The organism is Clostridium sp. FP1 (assembly GCF_011065975.2).
In the GTDB taxonomy this organism is placed as follows: domain Bacteria; phylum Bacillota; class Clostridia; order Clostridiales; family Clostridiaceae; genus Clostridium_AD; species Clostridium_AD tagluense.
The window spans coordinates 119877-136712 of record NZ_JAAMNJ020000002.1 but is presented as its reverse complement, the minus strand read 5'-3'; the positions used below and the strand labels follow the sequence as shown (position 1 = coordinate 136712).

18 protein-coding genes are annotated in these 16836 nt (G+C 28.4%); 15 read left to right on the top strand and 3 right to left on the bottom strand.

Annotation, left to right across the window (positions count from 1 at the left end):
• Positions 1-7: 7 nt before the first annotated feature.
• A complete protein-coding gene (locus G9F70_RS25350; protein WP_164947988.1) occupies positions 8-1696 on the bottom strand; it encodes an AAA family ATPase in 1689 nt (562 codons plus the stop codon).
• A 224-nt stretch (positions 1697-1920) separates the two neighbouring features.
• Positions 1921-3531, bottom strand: coding sequence for an AAA family ATPase (locus G9F70_RS25345; RefSeq protein WP_411956030.1), 1611 nt, complete (start codon positions 3529-3531; stop codon positions 1921-1923).
• Between the two features lie 302 nt (positions 3532-3833).
• Here G9F70_RS25345 and G9F70_RS25340 point away from each other — a divergent pair, with 302 nt between their 5' ends.
• From G9F70_RS25340 to G9F70_RS25300, 9 genes are all read left to right on the top strand, one after another.
• Positions 3834-4409 carry a DUF6431 domain-containing protein gene (locus G9F70_RS25340; RefSeq protein WP_164948068.1) on the top strand — a complete coding sequence of 192 codons (576 nt, stop codon included), beginning with the start codon at positions 3834-3836 and terminating at the stop codon, positions 4407-4409.
• A 106-nt stretch (positions 4410-4515) separates the two neighbouring features.
• A complete protein-coding gene (locus G9F70_RS25335; protein ID WP_125006703.1) occupies positions 4516-5775 on the top strand; it encodes a DDE-type integrase/transposase/recombinase in 1260 nt (419 codons plus the stop codon).
• Positions 5768-6571: an ExeA family protein gene (locus tag G9F70_RS25330; protein WP_164948066.1), complete on the top strand. Its 804-nt coding sequence runs from the start codon at positions 5768-5770 to the stop codon at positions 6569-6571. Before G9F70_RS25335 ends, G9F70_RS25330 begins: the two co-directional genes overlap by 8 nt.
• Positions 6572-6600: 29 nt before the next feature.
• Positions 6601-6918 carry a DUF6618 family protein gene (locus G9F70_RS25325; RefSeq protein ID WP_164948065.1) on the top strand — a complete coding sequence of 106 codons (318 nt, stop codon included), beginning with the start codon at positions 6601-6603 and terminating at the stop codon, positions 6916-6918.
• A 766-nt stretch (positions 6919-7684) separates the two neighbouring features.
• Positions 7685-7840: a hypothetical protein gene (locus tag G9F70_RS25320; RefSeq protein WP_224617935.1), complete on the top strand. Its 156-nt coding sequence runs from the start codon at positions 7685-7687 to the stop codon at positions 7838-7840.
• A gap of 79 nt (positions 7841-7919) precedes the next feature.
• Positions 7920-8849: a polysaccharide deacetylase family protein gene (locus G9F70_RS25315; RefSeq protein WP_164946853.1), complete on the top strand. Its 930-nt coding sequence runs from the start codon at positions 7920-7922 to the stop codon at positions 8847-8849.
• Between the two features lie 1505 nt (positions 8850-10354).
• Positions 10355-10795 (top strand): hypothetical protein, encoded by a 441-nt coding sequence (locus tag G9F70_RS25310; protein WP_164946852.1) that lies wholly within the window; start codon positions 10355-10357, stop codon positions 10793-10795.
• The gene (locus tag G9F70_RS25305) at positions 10788-11699 is read left to right on the top strand and encodes a tetratricopeptide repeat protein (RefSeq protein ID WP_164946851.1); all 912 of its coding nucleotides are present in this window, start codon (positions 10788-10790) and stop codon (positions 11697-11699) included. The genes G9F70_RS25310 and G9F70_RS25305 overlap by 8 nt, the downstream gene beginning before the upstream one ends.
• 224 nt (positions 11700-11923) lie before the next feature.
• Positions 11924-12067: a hypothetical protein gene (locus G9F70_RS25300; protein ID WP_164946850.1), complete on the top strand. Its 144-nt coding sequence runs from the start codon at positions 11924-11926 to the stop codon at positions 12065-12067.
• Here G9F70_RS25300 and G9F70_RS25295 read toward each other — a convergent pair.
• Positions 12064-12465: a helix-turn-helix domain-containing protein gene (locus tag G9F70_RS25295; protein WP_164946849.1), complete on the bottom strand. Its 402-nt coding sequence runs from the start codon at positions 12463-12465 to the stop codon at positions 12064-12066. The genes G9F70_RS25300 and G9F70_RS25295 overlap by 4 nt on opposite strands.
• 267 nt (positions 12466-12732) lie before the next feature.
• Between G9F70_RS25295 and G9F70_RS25290 the strand changes: the two genes are divergently transcribed.
• The 6 genes from G9F70_RS25290 to G9F70_RS25265 all read left to right on the top strand — a co-directional run bounded on the left by G9F70_RS25290 (position 12733) and on the right by G9F70_RS25265 (position 16779).
• Entirely contained in the window at positions 12733-12948 is a 216-nt protein-coding gene (locus G9F70_RS25290) for a helix-turn-helix transcriptional regulator (protein WP_164946848.1), read from the top strand.
• Positions 12949-13163: 215 nt separating this feature from the next.
• Positions 13164-13535, top strand: a complete 372-nt coding sequence (locus tag G9F70_RS25285) for an ArpU family phage packaging/lysis transcriptional regulator (protein WP_224617943.1) — start codon at positions 13164-13166, stop codon at positions 13533-13535.
• 69 nt (positions 13536-13604) lie between these two features.
• Entirely contained in the window at positions 13605-14267 is a 663-nt protein-coding gene (locus G9F70_RS25280) for an N-acetylmuramoyl-L-alanine amidase (protein WP_164946846.1), read from the top strand.
• A gap of 517 nt (positions 14268-14784) precedes the next feature.
• Positions 14785-15270 carry a DUF6838 family protein gene (locus G9F70_RS25275; protein WP_164946845.1) on the top strand — a complete coding sequence of 162 codons (486 nt, stop codon included), beginning with the start codon at positions 14785-14787 and terminating at the stop codon, positions 15268-15270.
• Positions 15271-15274: 4 nt separating this feature from the next.
• On the top strand, positions 15275-16336 hold the full coding sequence (locus tag G9F70_RS25270; RefSeq protein WP_164946844.1) for a phage tail sheath C-terminal domain-containing protein: 1062 nt from the start codon (positions 15275-15277) through the stop codon (positions 16334-16336).
• A 14-nt stretch (positions 16337-16350) separates the two neighbouring features.
• A complete protein-coding gene (locus G9F70_RS25265; protein ID WP_164946843.1) occupies positions 16351-16779 on the top strand; it encodes a phage tail tube protein in 429 nt (142 codons plus the stop codon).
• Positions 16780-16836 lie beyond the last annotated feature (57 nt).

Sequence of the window (16836 nt, the reverse complement as noted above, 5' to 3'; positions counted from 1 at the left end):
GGGACTATCACACTATATTTCCTTGAGTAACCTTAATTTCTTTTCCTTTAAACACAATAGCAAGTTTTACTATATCTTTTATTCCTTTTTCTAATAATTCTGTTTCATATTTCTTATCTTCTATTTGCTTTAGTGCTTTCGCTGTTCCTTCTTCTATTGTATAAGATAAAAAATCATCAATTTTCTTAAATTCAATAATAATTCCTAGCTTAGAAACATCTTTAGGAATTATCATAACATCGTACCGTCCATATCCACTTTCTTTATTTGACTTAACCTCATAACCTTTTGAAAGTGAAATAAGCATTCCCAGTACAAATGCATGATAAACTCTTTCTGGTTCTTTTCCTGATACATCAAAGTAACTTATATTATTTATTACAAATTCTTTGAATAATCCTGCGAAAATCTCTATATCACCAGTTATTAGAGTTTTTAACATCAATTCATATTTTTGATTTGTCGTTGATTCTTTGAACCATTTTTCAATCAAGTTATTATAGAAAATAAGCACTTCTTTATTAGGAATTTTAAGTTCACACTGCAATATTCCTTCTATATTTTCTGTTTTTATAGCCTTTAAATATCCACACATAAGTAAAAAGCTCCAAATATTTTCATTAGAATCTTCAACCTCTGACATTACAATGCTATCATCAATTGCTTTACTTATTGAGTTTCCAGCTATAAGCTCTTCGAGTTCTAATTTCATATTTGTGTCACCTTTAAGTAATAATTTCTTTATTAAATCATTGCTACTACTATTAATCCAATAAGGCATAAAACCCATTTCATTATTATCAATATAATTTAAAACTGACCATGGATTGTATATTGTTTTTCCACCAAAAACATAGCCATTATACCATTTCTTTATATCATCACTTTTATCTTGCAAATCATAATAAGTTAATAATTCTTTTAATTCTTGTTCTGTAAATCCAAATTTATCTTTAAACTTTAATCCAAGTATAGTATTTACTTGCAAATTATTAAGTCCTGAAAAAATACTTTCCTTTGCAACTCTAAGGATACCTGTTATCATTGCTTTTTCTAAATATATATTATCTTTAAGTGCGCAGGTTAATATATTTCTTATTAAAGAAATCATTTCATCATAATATCCACGCATATAGGCTTCTTGAATTGGTACATCATATTCATCTATGAATAACATTACCCTTTTCCCGTAATAGTTATGCATAAAATTCATAAGAATACTAATTCCTTCTGAGATATATGCAATAGATGCACTTCCTCTTAACATATCTCTATAAATTTCTTTATCTATTTCTGATAATTTATCACTATCAAGTAAATATTGATGATCTCTATATAAATTAGATAGTAATAATTTAATTCCATCTTTAAAATCTTCATATGACAAGTGCTTTTGATTTTTAAAACTTACAAAAATAACAGGATATTCCCCTTGAAGTTTCATTATTTCTTTTTCATTTTCTATTTTTAAACTTTTAAACAAATCTTTTGTATCTGCTTTAGTTCTTATGTCAAAGAAATATCTAAGCATACTTAAATTTAATGTTTTACCAAATCTCCTTGGTCTAGGCGTTAATATTATGTCTGCACCATTCTCCATAAATTCTTTTATGAGCATACTTTTATCTACAAAATAATTATTTTCTTCTATTAATTTCTTAAAGTCAGATGTTCCTATTTGTATACTTTTTTTCATTTAATGCACCTTCTCTCTGCTACCAGTTTTAATTTCATTATACATTATTATAGCCAATTTAACTGTGTTTTAATAATATTAGGCACAGAAAATAACAGACTTGCATAGCTTTGTTTGATCTAAATCTACTTCACAATATATAGCAAAAGCCTAAAGCTGAAATATTATATTTCATACTTTAAGCTTAAAATTTTATCTTTACCATTTTTCGCTGAGGGGGACTATCACACTATATTTCCTTGAGTAACCTTAATTTCCTTTCCTTTAAACACAATAGCAAGTTTTACTATATCTTTTATTCCTTTTTCTAATAACTCTGTTTCATATTTCTTATCTTCTATTTGCTTTAATGCTTTTGCTGTTCCTTCTTCTATTGTATAAGATAAAAAATCATCAATTTTCTTAAATTCAATAATAAGTCCTATCTTAGAAACATCTTTAGGAATTATCATAACATCATATCTCCCATATCCACTTTCTTTATTTGACTTAACCTCATAACCTTTTGAAAGTGAAATAAGCATTCCCAGTACAAATGCATGATAAACCCTTTCTGGTTCTTTTCCTGATACATCAAAGTAACTTATATTATTTATTACAAATTCTTTGAATAATCCTGCAAAAATCTCTATATCACCAGTTATTAGAGTTTTTAACATCAATTCATATTTTGGGTTTGTCGTTGATTCTTTAAACCATTTTTCAATCAAGTTATTATAGAAAATAAGCACTTCTTTATTAGGAATTTTAAGTTCACACTGCAATATTCCTTCTATATTTTCTGTTTTTATAGCCTTTAAATATCCACACATAAGTAAAAAGCTCCAAATATTTTCATTAGAATCTTCAACCTCTGACATTACAATGCTATCATCAATTGCTTTACTTATTGAGTTTCCAGATATAAGCTCTTCGAGTTCTAGTTTCATATTTGTGTCACCTTTTAGTAACAAATTCTTTATTAAATCATTGCTACTACTATTAATCCAATAAGGCATAAAACCCATTTCATTATTATCAATATAATTTAAAACTGACCATGGATTATATATTGTTTTCCCGCCAAAAATATAGCCATTATACCATTTCTTTATATCATCACTTTTATCTTGCAAATCATAATAATTTAATAATTCTTTTAATTCTTGTTCTGTAAATCCAAATTTATCTTTAAACTTTAATCCAAGTATAGTATTTACTTGCAAATTATTAAGTCCTGAAAAAATACTTTCCTTTGCAACTCTAAGGATTCCTGTTATCATTGCTTTTTCTAAATATATATTATCTTTAAGTGCATCACTTAGCATATTTCTTATTAATGAAATCATGTTATCGTAATAGTCTCTCATATAACTTTCTTGAATTGGTACATCATATTCATCGATAAGCAAAATTACCTTCTTATTGTAATATTTATATAAATAATTAGTAAGATTTTTTATAGAAATTGTTAATAGAATTAAATCAGCTTCTCTATTTATAATTTTATTAAAATCTCTCTTTTCATCTTCTTTAAAAATTTCACTTTCCATTAAATATCTATACTCTTTATACACTTCTGACATAAGCATTTCAATTGCACTTATTGCATTTTCAAAATTATTATATTTGACTCCCTTGAAAGTAACATAGACAATAGGATATTCTCCTTGAAGGTTCATTATTTCTTTTTCATTTTCTATTTTTAAACTTTTAAACAAATCTTTTGTATCTGCTTTAGTTCTTATGTCAAAGAAATATCTAAGCATACTTAAATTTAATGTTTTACCAAATCTTCTTGGTCTAGGCGTTAATATTATGTCTGCACCATTCTCCATAAATTCTTTTATGAGCATACTTTTATCTACAAAATAATTATTTTCTTCTATTAGTTTCTTAAATGTAGTACGTCAAAATATAGCTTTATGGAACTGCATTCCTAAGTCAAATTATAACTATAATACTAATAATTATCTAGTGGTTATTTGCTTTTTTACTAAGCAGATTATTCCTATAACAAAGCTCCTAATGACTTGACATCATTAGGAGCTTAATTTATGCTTATTATTAAAACTAGAGAAAGGAAAAGGGAGAACCCCAGCCGTCCAAAGCAATGTTCTCCCTTTATTAGAGTTAATACTCTTATAAAACTACTATTATGATAAGATTAAATTTACAATTATGCAAGTGTTTTAAGCAAATTTCTTTTGAAAATGAGATAACTGCCTTTAATAAATATGTAAGCTCTGTTAATATAGAGACTTTAGTATGTCCATTTTGTGGCGCTAAACATGCGCTATCTCCATTTGCGTCTTACAAACGCCATCTTGTGACTTATAATAATAATACTGCTCAAGATAATATAATCATCATTTCTAGATATATTTGTTCATCATGTAAACGTACTCATGCCCTTCTACCTTCTGTAATTGTGCCGTATATGTCATTTAGTTTTAAATTCACTGTTTACCTCATCCATGACTATCTTGTACATAAATATCACTCTGTGGAAGCTATGTGCGAACATTATGGCATTGCTATATCTACATTCTATCGAATTTTAAAGAAGTTTAAAGAACATAAACAGATGTGGCTTGGACTTTTAGAGGACAAGCTCATTTCAAACTTAACTTTTGTGCAGCATATCATAAATAGTTCCTTTGATAAACTTGAGGACTTCATAATACAATTTTTCAAGCAAAATGGTTCATCGTTTTTTCAAGGAACGTCATAGTTTAGCTATAAGCATATATTTTTAATTTTAATTTAGGCAGACCACTTAATACGATAATGGTCATTGAAATACCTATATGATAACATTTTTCTAGAGGTGATAATAAATGAATAACAAAGAAATAATCGAAATAGCATCTATTAGATTAGCACTAATAGCCCCTGCTATAAATAATACTTTTACTGAGCAATCTAAAATTGCTTATTATAGACGTGTTTCTATTAACCCTGTAAAATTACCTAACGGCAATTCAGTTTTGTATAGCCCAGGAACACTTTCTAATTGGGAATCAGAATATAATAGATTTGGTTTTGATTCCCTTCTTCCGAAGACGCGTAGCGATATAGGTCAAACCAGAAAACTAAGTAATGTAGCTATAGAGCAGATATACACTTTAAAAAACAACTTTCCTAAAATTAATGCTACGCTTATATATTATAAACTCATCGAAGATGGCTTTATTAAAGAAAAGGATGTGTCAATTTCAACTGTTCAACGGTTTATAAAAAATAACGATATTAGATCTGCTAGATGTATCAACATGAAAGATAGAAAAGCTTTTGAAGAAGAATTTGCAACTGGAATGTTTCAAGGCGACACCTGTTACGGTCCATTTATAACTGAAAATGGTGAGCGCAAGCGGACGTACGTAATTATGTTAATAGATGATAAATCTAGATTAATAGTAGGCGGTAGATTCTTTTACAATGATAATTCTTATAACTTTCAAAAGGTACTTAAAGAGGCTGTAGCCAGGTATGGAATTCCAAAAAAAATTTATTTGGATAATGGCTCTCCGTACAGAAATGAGCAATTAAGTCTTATATGCGGCTCTCTTGGAATAGTAGAGCTCCATACAATGGTAAGGGACGGAGCATCTAAAGGAAAGGTAGAAAGAAATTTCAGGACATTAAAAAGCAGATGGCTAAACACTTTAGATGTAGAATCTATTTCCTCCTTAGCGGAGCTAAATGATGAATTATTCACTTATATTAATAAGCATAACATAACTATTCATTCATCTACAAAGCAGCGTCCTATTGATAGATATAAGAGCGATTTAGCTCATGTAAAAGTAGCATCTGACAGTGAATGGCTAGATAATTGTTTTATGAATCGCGTACAACGGAAAGTAAATAATGATGCAACTATAAGCATTGATAAAATATCTTATGATGTACCTATGCAATTTATAAAACAGAAGGTTGAAGTGCGGTATCTACCTGATGACATGGACAGTGCTTATATCTATTATGAAAAGATTAAATATAGCATTAGAAAAACAAACAAGGTTGAAAATGGTAAAACCAAACGTAAAAACCCACTTAATATAGATTATTCAAAGGATGGTGTTAAATATGTTTAAGCAGTTTTATGGTATGACCTTAAACCCTTTTGAAAAAGGTATTAAAGAAAAAGATGCATATATCTCAAGGGATTTAAAAGAAATGATATCAAGACTTGATTATCTTAATGAAACTAGAGGCATTGGATTATTTACGGCTTCGCCTGGATCAGGAAAAACTTTTGCTCTAAGATGTTTCGCGAAAAAAGTTAATCCAAATTTAACAAAGGTTATTTATCTTTGCTTTACTACCGTAACTACTGCTGAGTTTTATCGGCAGTTTTGTATCTCACTAGGACTCGAACCTTGCTCTCGCAAGTCAGACATGTTTAAAAATATAAAAGACTATATGGAAAACATGAGCAGTGATAAGGGTGTCCATTACATACTTGTATGGGATGAAGCACAGTATTTAAGTAATGATATATTGAAAGATTTAAAATTACTCATGAATTTTTCTATGGACTCAAAGGACTGTTTTTCACTGGTTTTAATAGGTCAACCTATACTTAATAATATCTTAGAAAAACAGATACATGAAGCATTAAAGCAAAGGATCATAATAAATTATGATTTTGAAGGGTTTTCAGAGACTGAGGCTGTAGAATACATTCATTCGAGACTATCATTGGCAAGTGCTTCTTCTGAAATTATTGATAATAATGCCATTTTAGCTGCATACAGAAGCTGTACTGGTTCTATAAGACGTCTAAATATGATATTAACAAAGGCTTTAATAATAGGTGCACAGCACGAAAAAACAGTGATTGACACTGACACAATAATGGCTGCCGCCAATGAATTATCGCTTCGGTAATCGTAGATTAGTTTTTAGGAGGATTGTCTATGCTAATTAAATTTGAGTGTACAATGAAAACGGGCAAAAAAATAGAAAATTGGTCTGGGATGATAACTAAATTAACTGAATTTGGAAGTCATTATGAGCTTAAGATTGAAAGTAGAAGTGGCTTTATTGTAGTTATAGGCAAAACAAATTATGGAAATTTTGCTTGTATCCCTGATTATGATGTAGGCTGTCATCTTTCTACCTTAAACGATTTATTTTGGAACTCTGAACGCTTATGTGAAATTATGAACAAAGTAGATGCGATAACAGTGGCTCATGCCTTACAAGCTATGGCCGAACATATTAATTTAAACTAACATACTTGGGTAGCTATTATTGCTACTCATTTTTTATATAAAAGTAGCCTGCCGGCTAAAAGAAATTATATTAATAAAATGCTTTTTTCTTACTGATAAAGTGATTTTATAGGGATAATCTGACGTAAATCACCTACTAATAATAGAAATAAAATGACGTTTCAATTAGTTATAATTTGACGTTTAACACTTAAAGTCAGATGTTCCTATTTGTATACTTTTTTTCATTTAATGCACCTTCTCTCTGCTACCAGTTTTAATTTCATTATACATTATTATAGCCAATTTTACTGTCTTTTAATAATATTAGGCAAACAAGTAATAGACTCGCATAGCCTTGTTTCGTCTAAATCTACTCCACAAGATATAGCAAAAGCCTAAAGCAGAAAAATTATATTTCATACTTTAGGCTAAAAATTTTTAATAAGACGTTTGATACTACTATTTCACCCAGAAAAATCTTCTGTCTTAGAGCTGAATGTTTTTTTATGCTTTTTCTTAACTTCATTTCAGTATGGCTGTTGTTGTTTTAATAGTTTTACATACAACAAGTTTTAAAGATTTTAGGCATAGCACAAAGCATTAAGAACTATGTTTTGTATTGAGTCTTATGAATATTTTAGATATACGGACTTTAAAAGAAAAGCATTGTTACAGGCACAAAAGGAAAATTAGTTTATTTTAAAGATGCAAAGTAGTACTGTGTTTCTATATAAATCTTATCAATAATATTGAAAATAATACCAAAATATGGTAAAATATTTTTATGTTTCATATGTTGTGGGGACTGCTGGTAAAGCATAAATTTACTGATGAAAGATTAGACATATATGAGGAGCTTAAAAAGGTGTTTAAGGGGAGATACCATAAAAAGATAGATAAGGTAAAGGTTAATGCTTTGGAGAAAGTGGACCAGCTATAGATTAAGTATGCGATACAATTTAATGAATACCGTGAAATGAGGACATAATAAAAGTAAAAGGTTTATAAGGAGATAAATCATGAAAAATAAAATAGCGTTTATAGTAGCATTATTAGTAACTTTAAGCTGTCAAATAGTATTTGCAGCCATAGCAGTAGTAACTAGATCACCTTCGCTAGATGTAAGAAGTACTGCTTCATCCAGCGCTTCCATTATAGGTTCACTACCAAAGAATTCAAAGGTAAACACTTTTGGAACTTCAAATGGTTTTTACAAGATAAATTACAACGGAAAAATAGGATATATAGAAAGTTCTTATACTAAAATAGCAACAAAGGTTCAGAAAATACCAGTGTTAATGTATCATAAATTAACAACTATTAGTGCTAAACAAGATGGTCTAATAGTATTACAATCAGCATTTAGATCACAGATGAACTATTTAAAAACCCAGGGTTATAATACAATATCATTAGACCAGTTCTATGATAACTTATCTAAGGGAACTGTCTTACCTAATAAACCTGTATTAATAACATTTGACGATGGATATGCAAATAATTATACATTAGCATATCCGATACTAAAGGCAAATAAACAAAAGGCTACAGTATTTATGATATCAAAGGATATAGATAAAAATCCAGATTCTATGACTTCAAAACAGTTAAAAGAAATGGATGCTAACGGATTTAGGGTAGAAAATCATACCAATAAGCACGAAAATTTACCAACTTTATCCTATGCAAATCAATTAGCTACAATAACTAAAACAAAGCAAGTACTAGAAAAACTATTAGGCAGAAAAGTTGTTTATTTGGCCTATCCCTATGGTGCATACAATTCTAGTGCAATAAAAGCAGCAAAAGCAGCAGGGTGTAATTTAGGAGTAACTACAGACGCAGGACTTACTTCAAACGAAGATAACCCATATGAAATTAATAGAATATTTATGGGTCCACTAGATAATTTGACAACTCTAGCACATAAATTAAAGCATGGTAAATAATACTAACATAATTATTTGCGTTAGCTGAAATCTAGACTATATATGCATGATATAAACGGACTTTTTAAGAAAAAATGATATTATTAAAAATAAATCCTTCACTTTAAATATGAAGGATTTATTTTATTTGTCATGACAAAAGTTTAGTCTTGCAAAAATGCAAACCATCTATCTCAAATTACTCTGAATATAAACTATCCGCGTAGCCTTCAATTAATTTACTTACTATGGAGCTTATATAAAACTTTTTTGTTTTCGGGGTTTTCTTTTTTGTTATGATTACATTTTCCTTTTTATGGTATTACGTAAATTATCATCTGTGGTGCCAATTATTTGTTATAAATTTACTAATATAGAATCGATATATAAATTTGTTAAATATAGTAGTTTATGTTAGGATTTCAAGGTAATTTATACCATACTTTGTGGCAGATTAGAATTACCAGTTTTTATATTACATAATATATGAAAAACAATCAATATGTCATATTAGAGGTAATTGGTAATTTACATTTTTTTACAACACTAGTGTTTGAGCCATTTATCATCTGACACAAGCCACTTGTGTCAGATTGCCAGCATATTACAAGTGATTATTATATTTGTAATATATGTAATTTCATTATTTGGAATTATTTTTTAGAAGGTATTTTTTATGTATTGTTATTTGTTTAACTACATTTCAGAAGGAAAGTCTCCTACTTCTATAAGTGGGAATTACATGCTACAACAAAAAGAAAACTTCAGTGGGATTCTAAATCTCCTTCTGAAGTCGTTATATTGCAGCACCGCAGGTGATGATTTAACCTTAGCTTTAAAAATATTTAACATTTATTACAAATTATACATAATAAGTATATGAAATAAAAAGGGTAAAGAGTCAGATGTGCTGAATCACATTTCTCCAGTTGTATGGAAGTACATAAATTATCACTTTCTATATGGAATTAGCAAACAATATAAGTAAGAATGGACAAGGTCCTCAAATTCATAGGAGGGTATATGCTAATTTGAGGCTAACTTAATTATTAAAAAGTTATCCCTTTCAATAATATCCATCAAAGATTTTCTGTCTCCATTTTTTGCCTTTTCAACTATTGTCGCTTTTATTTCATTGCAACAGAGACCTAATTACAGCGAACAGACGGGATAAGGTTATTAAAGGTATAATTAATGTCATCTACCAGAATTAGGGTGTAACAATAAGATTAATGTTGTGATGATACAATGATTGACCTTTGTAGAGAAGATGCTGGGATTGCATATCATCATGCTTCAAACACATATAGGAGACACGCAAGCACAGCAAGTACCTGTTTTTACATTAAGTACTTGTTAGGAATTAAGATAATGAACAGCATTAGAAACTGGAAGGAGGTAAGGTTACAATTAGAGACGGAAGATAATGCCTTATATAGCCACAATATATAAAAATTTGTATTTAAATTTTTATATTTATAGTGACTATATTAAAAATCTTATAATAATAATTTAGGAGGATTAACATGAGACAATTAGAGGTACTTACATTAGGAAAAAAGATAAAAAAAATCAGAAAATCTATCAATGCTACTCAAAAGGATATTTGCTGTCATAATGTAGATAGAAGCTATATAAGTAAAATAGAAAATGACAAGGTAAAAGGGCAAATCAGCAGAAAAGTAGCTGGATTTATTGCAGATAATATAAATAAATTTATCGTGAAAAATAGTATTGATTATCAGTTAATTAATTCAAGCATATTATTGGAAAGTGAATTACAACAGGCTGAAAATATAGTCAGTAAAAATATACACTATTTAAATTTGATAAATAAATGTAGCAATTGTAGTAATGATTTCCTAAAAGTTTTAGAGGAAACTGAGAAAATCATAGAAAAATATAATGTTAGTAGCATAAAAAAGTATGAATTATATAAAATTTGTACGGTTTTTTTTTATGGATAATTATGAAAAAAGTCAGGAATATGTGGTTCAATATATATTAACCGCAGTAGAAGAAAAGGAATATGATAGACTTCTAGATTTTATTATATTTTTAACAGATTTATATTTCAAAGTTGAAAAATATGATAACGTAATAAAGATTTATAAATATATAAAAAGATACTTAAAATATGTGTGCAAAAACAAAAGTGAAACAATAATAAACTTATATTTAAAATTGGCATCAGCATATATTCATAGTAATAAAATAGAAGAAGCTTTAGCAATTATAAGAATGCTTAAAGAAAAAAATGGGTTAGATAACAATGAAAGTATAGAAATAAAGGCATTAGAAGCAGATTATTATTTTAAAGTAAAAGATTACGCCAATGCAAATTCAATATATCTGCAAATATTATATGACTATGATGATAATCCATGTTCACATGTAGTAATATCAGCTCTTATGAATTTAGCTTTAATAAATTATATTTTAAAAAATTTAAAAGAAGCAAAAAAATATATTGATTTAGCTTTAAATATTAAAAATATGAAGGAACCTTATATTGAGGCTAAAATATATGAGTATTCAGTATACATATATACTGAAATGAACCATATTAAAAAAGCAGAAGAGCTTTTAGAGATATGTATAAAAAAATCCTTTCTATGTCACAAGGAACATATTCAAGTAAATGTTATTGATTATATGTCAAATCACTATATTGAGAGTAATAGTTACTTGTGCATATTAAAATTGGCTAATATTTTAGAAGAGCTATCTTGTAAAGGATTCATTGTAAGCAGCAAAGTGGTACATGTTTTTTTGAAAGTATATACCCAAATAAAAGAACAAAGCATTCTTACAAGTATATTTCAAAAGTGTTTAAGTATAGTTAAAAATTGCGAAGAAAAAAAATTATAAAATATAAATAATCTTTTTTTAAAAGAATGTGCTTATAAAAACACTTGTATAATCACATTTAAAATATAGACTAATTTAAACATTATAATCAGTAGTTCCTCTATAAAGGTAATACTGATTATAATGTGAAAAAAATATCCTTTTATTATTCACATTATCGACATTTTTTTACGTTGAAAACATATTGTATAAGCAATATAATGGTATTAATGAGGTGGTTTCTTATGGATAGTAATAATAATTTACCCTTAACGGATTATATAATTTCTGAATTGAAGGATATAAAAATGACAGAAAATGATATTGAAAATGTTTATGATATTTTAAAAGGAATATTTAAAAAAATAAAAACTCCTGAAAGTAGTTAATTTCGGGAGTTTTTATTTTTGTATGTTTCTGAAATTATTTTATCTAGTGCACCCTTTATCATTTTTTTACTTGGCTCATCTAATGAATCAAAGGTGATAGGATTGGATTTATCTAGATCACCTTCCTCTAATAACATATCGATTATTTTATATATTAAAGAATTCTTTAAATTATCATTAAGTAATAAGTTGTCTGTTTCTTCACCAAATAATTCTGAAATACTTATATCATATATCGATGTAAGTTTTTGAAGCATTTCATAAGATGGTTCATTTCTAGCTTTTTCCCAATGACCTATGGTGGCTGCTTTTACTCCTAATATATCAGCTAGTTCCTTTTGAGTGAGATTAGATTTTTTTCTAAGAGCAGCAAGTTTGGAACCTATTTTTATTAGCATGTTGTTTTCATTCCTCCAGAAAGTATTTTCACATAGAAATTATATTTAATCTATACTACATATTGTAGTATAGATTAAATATAATTTCTAGGGAACAGAAATACGAACACTAAAAATATAATTAAAAAATAGTTATTTGCTCTTGATAATATACAAAAAGTATATTATTCTATAGTTAATAATACTTTTTGTAGTTGTAAAATTATTCATTATATAAAAAGTAGCTTTATCAATATAAAAAGTATGTTCCAAAATGAGGTTGATATTATGAGAGTAAAATTAAAAGAGCTTAGAAAAAATCTTGGATATACTCAGAAAGAATTTGCAAGTGAATTGGGTATAAGCAAACGAACTTATGAATCAATTGAACAAGGTTTAAGATTTCCAGGACAAAGTAACATGATTAAGATTATGAAAAAGCTTAATATTGATTCAATTGGCATCCTTGATGATATTCAAAATGAAAAAATTACAAAACTGTAAATTATAAAGTATTCAAAGGAGTGAGTATGATAACAGATATTTTAAAGGAAATGGTAGAAAAAATTTTGGAACTATACTTTTGTGGGATTCCATGTAACCAAGCTATAAAAATAGTGGGACAAACCTATAAATAAAACTGACATGGTTAGTTAAAAGGAGTATTAAATTACATCAAAATAGTATGTATCTTTAGAGGGGGAATAAATTTGAGTTTAGTGAATGAGGTTATAAAAAAGGTAGAGAAAGATTTAAAAGCTTATCCAGATTGGTTAATAAAATTAGAATGTGACGGTTTTGGAAGAGTAGGTGGAAAAGCTTATATTGGAGGAACGGGTACCAGCAATTTTTCTAGTTCAGTAGAAAAGCAGGTAGAGATTCAAATGGAGGTGGAGAGAAAAGTATATGCAATAGAAAAGGTTGCTAATAGATTAAGAGGTAAAACAAAAGATATTATTGAGCAAAGATATTTTGAAGATTACAAAAGAGAAGAAATATTAGCGAATACGCAGCTTAGTAAAAAGCAGTATTATAATTTAAGAAACAGAGCTTTTGAATTTTTTGCCAGAGCACTTGGATACATAGAATAGAGAAGTTCCCTTTTAAATAAAGGGAGCTTTTTAAATATAAAAACTATAAAAAAGAAAGAAGGTTTATTAATGAATATAATAGAAACGAATTTTAAATGGAATGGTAATTTAACGTATAATAATACCCCGAAAATGATAGTGCTTCATCACGCAGAGGCTAAACAGGCAGAAGTAACAGACATTCATGATTGGCATGTAAGCAACGGTTGGTGTGGAATAGGATATCATTATTATGTTAAAAAAAACGGAAAAATATTTAGAGGAAGACCTGAAAAGGCACAAGGTTCACATTGTCTTGGGGTAAATAGATGTAGCATATCAATAAGTGCTGAAGGGGATTTTATGACAGAAAAAATGAATGAAATACAGAAACAAGCAATAATTAATTTATGTAAAGACATATGTAGAAGATATGGATTTAAAGATATTAAAGGCCATAAAGAAGTACCCTATCCAACCGATTGTCCAGGTATTAATTATCCATTACGTGAAATTAAAAAATTAGTATTAAATTCCAACAATGCTACTGAAACTCAAATTAAATTTAGAAAAGAATGTGTTGTTACTGCAAGTATATTAAATTGTAGGGTCAATCCCGTAAACGGGGATATAATCAAGACTTACAAGTTAAATGACAAATTAACTATTGTAGATTTTAATTCAGATAAAACCTGGGGTAAACTTAGTTTTGGTGATTCCATAGGATGGGTAAGCATGGCTTATGTTAAATAAGAATAAGAACAAAATATCTCTACGGTGGAATAGAAAACTATTAAGTAATAACACCAATTATAAGAAAGCTAACCAACTAGGGAACAAAATGGGGACGCTTTCATAGACTTAATGAAACCTTCTGTTATATAATGTGTATAAGGAAAATTGTAAAAAAGTTCCCCCAGCATAGAATTGAGCTTTTGTTTTATAAATACATAATCGGAATAGATAGAAGCAAATAATAAATTAGATGTCTATAGGATTTTTGATTATATATAATAAAATAGTGTAAATTAAAAGACAGTACTTATACAATTTGTATAGGTATTTTTTATTTCACAAAAGGTCATCATCACATTTTATAATGTAAGGATGACCTTTTATGTTAGCCTCAATATGGTGTAAGGATTTGTATATTTCATTTTTTCCTTAAGGAGGTGGTGTAGTTTTAGCTATAGTGGCTAAGCGGAAGAAGTGATAATGAATTTATCACTTCTTCTTTAATTAATAAATATAAAAGGGTAGGTGATTACCTATGCTAAAAGAAATCATTAATGATGTAGTAGAGACTATTACATTAAATTTTACCAATTGCACAGTATATGTTGGCAATACAGAAAAGAACATTAAGAGACCTAGTTTTCTTGTTAGCTATAAAGAAAGTACAATTGAAGCCTTAAATTTATGGACATACAGAGACAATATGATTATTCAGATTATATACTTTGCACCTTTGAATAATAATGTGCCTGATGCCATGGAGCAGTATTCTGTTTATGATAAGTTAAATAAATTATTTGCTCAGGGATTTATAACAGTAAAGGATAGAAACATCAAGATAAATAAGATTACTGGTGGCAACAATGATTATTTCATAAAGGAGTTAATTGGAGAAACAGGATACAGAGAAATATTTATAAAACTTTATCTGGATGTGCCTGAATGTAGAGAAGAACAGCTTAATTATGGTGACAATAATGAAACATCAAAGAGTATAGAATTTAAATTACAGGAGGTTTAAGAATATGGGATTACCAAATATTAATATAATTTTTAAAGAGGCAGCTGGTACCTTTATAAAGCGTGGAAACAGAGGAACAGTGGCATTAATTTTAAAGGATGAAAACTGTAAGGCCGTATTAAACATTGAAACAATGGATGATATACCAGATACATTATCGCCATATAACAAAAATCAAATACAACTGGCTCTAATGGGAACAGTTAATCCACCAAGCAAGGTTATTGCGTTTGTGCAGGGTATTGCTGAGGACTTTTCAGAAGCAAAGAATTATCTAGAGACTGCAAAATTTGATTATTTAGCAGTACCAGGTGTAGATAAGGTTGCCGCTGACAATATAGCACAATGGATTAAAAACTTGAGAATGTCAAAGGGGTTTAAGGTAAAAGCAATACTGCCTAATTGCGCAACTGATAGTGAAGGAGTTATAAACTTTGCAACTGAAGATATTATGGTTGGAACTGAGAAATTTGCAGCAAAGGATTATTGCTCAAGAATAGCAGGGGTATTAGCAGGCCTACCATTAAATATTAGTTCTACTTATCAAGTGCTAAGAGAAATAACTGATGTTCCTCATTTAAGTAAATCAGATTTTGATAAGGCAGTTGATGATGGAAAGTTAGTATTAATAAATGATGGTGAAAAAGTAAAAATCGCAAGAGGTGTAAACTCACTTGTTACAACTACAGCAGATAAAGGGGAAGACTTTAAGAAAATAAAGATAGTAGAAACAATGGACATGATTCACAATGATATTAAAAATATGTCAGAAGATACCTATATAGGTAAAGTTCCAAACACATATGATAATAAGAGCTTGCTTATTACATCTATCAAAGGATATTATGAGGAGCTAGAAAATGAACAACTTTTAGATAAAGGACACAATGTTATAGATATAGATATAGAAGCTCAAAAGAGATTTTTAAAAGCTATGGGGCAAAATGTTCAAGATATGAAAGAGCAAGAGATAAAATGGGCTAATACAAGGGACAAGGTATTCTTAATAAGTTCAATAAAGATAGTAGATGCAATGGAAGATATTAATTTAAATATAAACATGTAGGAGGTATAAATATTATGGAAGCTAGAAGAATTATAAGTGGTACATGGGGAGAATGTTGGTTAGATACGGATAAGGTGGCAGAATGTCATGGTATTCAAGCAAAGGTTGAATTTAAGAAAGAGGACATTAAAATTTGTGGGTCCATGGGTGATGATACTAAAACTGTTTCATTTAAATGTAAAGGTTCAATGAAGCTTTACAAAGTGAATTCAAGAATGGCTAAAAAAATAGGTGATGATGTTAGACAAGGTAAGGATGCACGTTTTACAATTATAAGTAAATTAGCAGATCCAGACTCATTTGGTTCAGAAAAAATTGTACTTAAGGGTGTAAGCTTTGATGACTTAACACTAATGAACTGGGAAGCAGGAAAAAATGGAGATATAGAAGTTCCATTTACTTTCTCTGACTATGAATATTTAGACATGATAGAGATTAAATAATAACTAAAATTTTAACAGCTTGAGCTGTTTTTTTTATAGATAAACAACTTCAATATT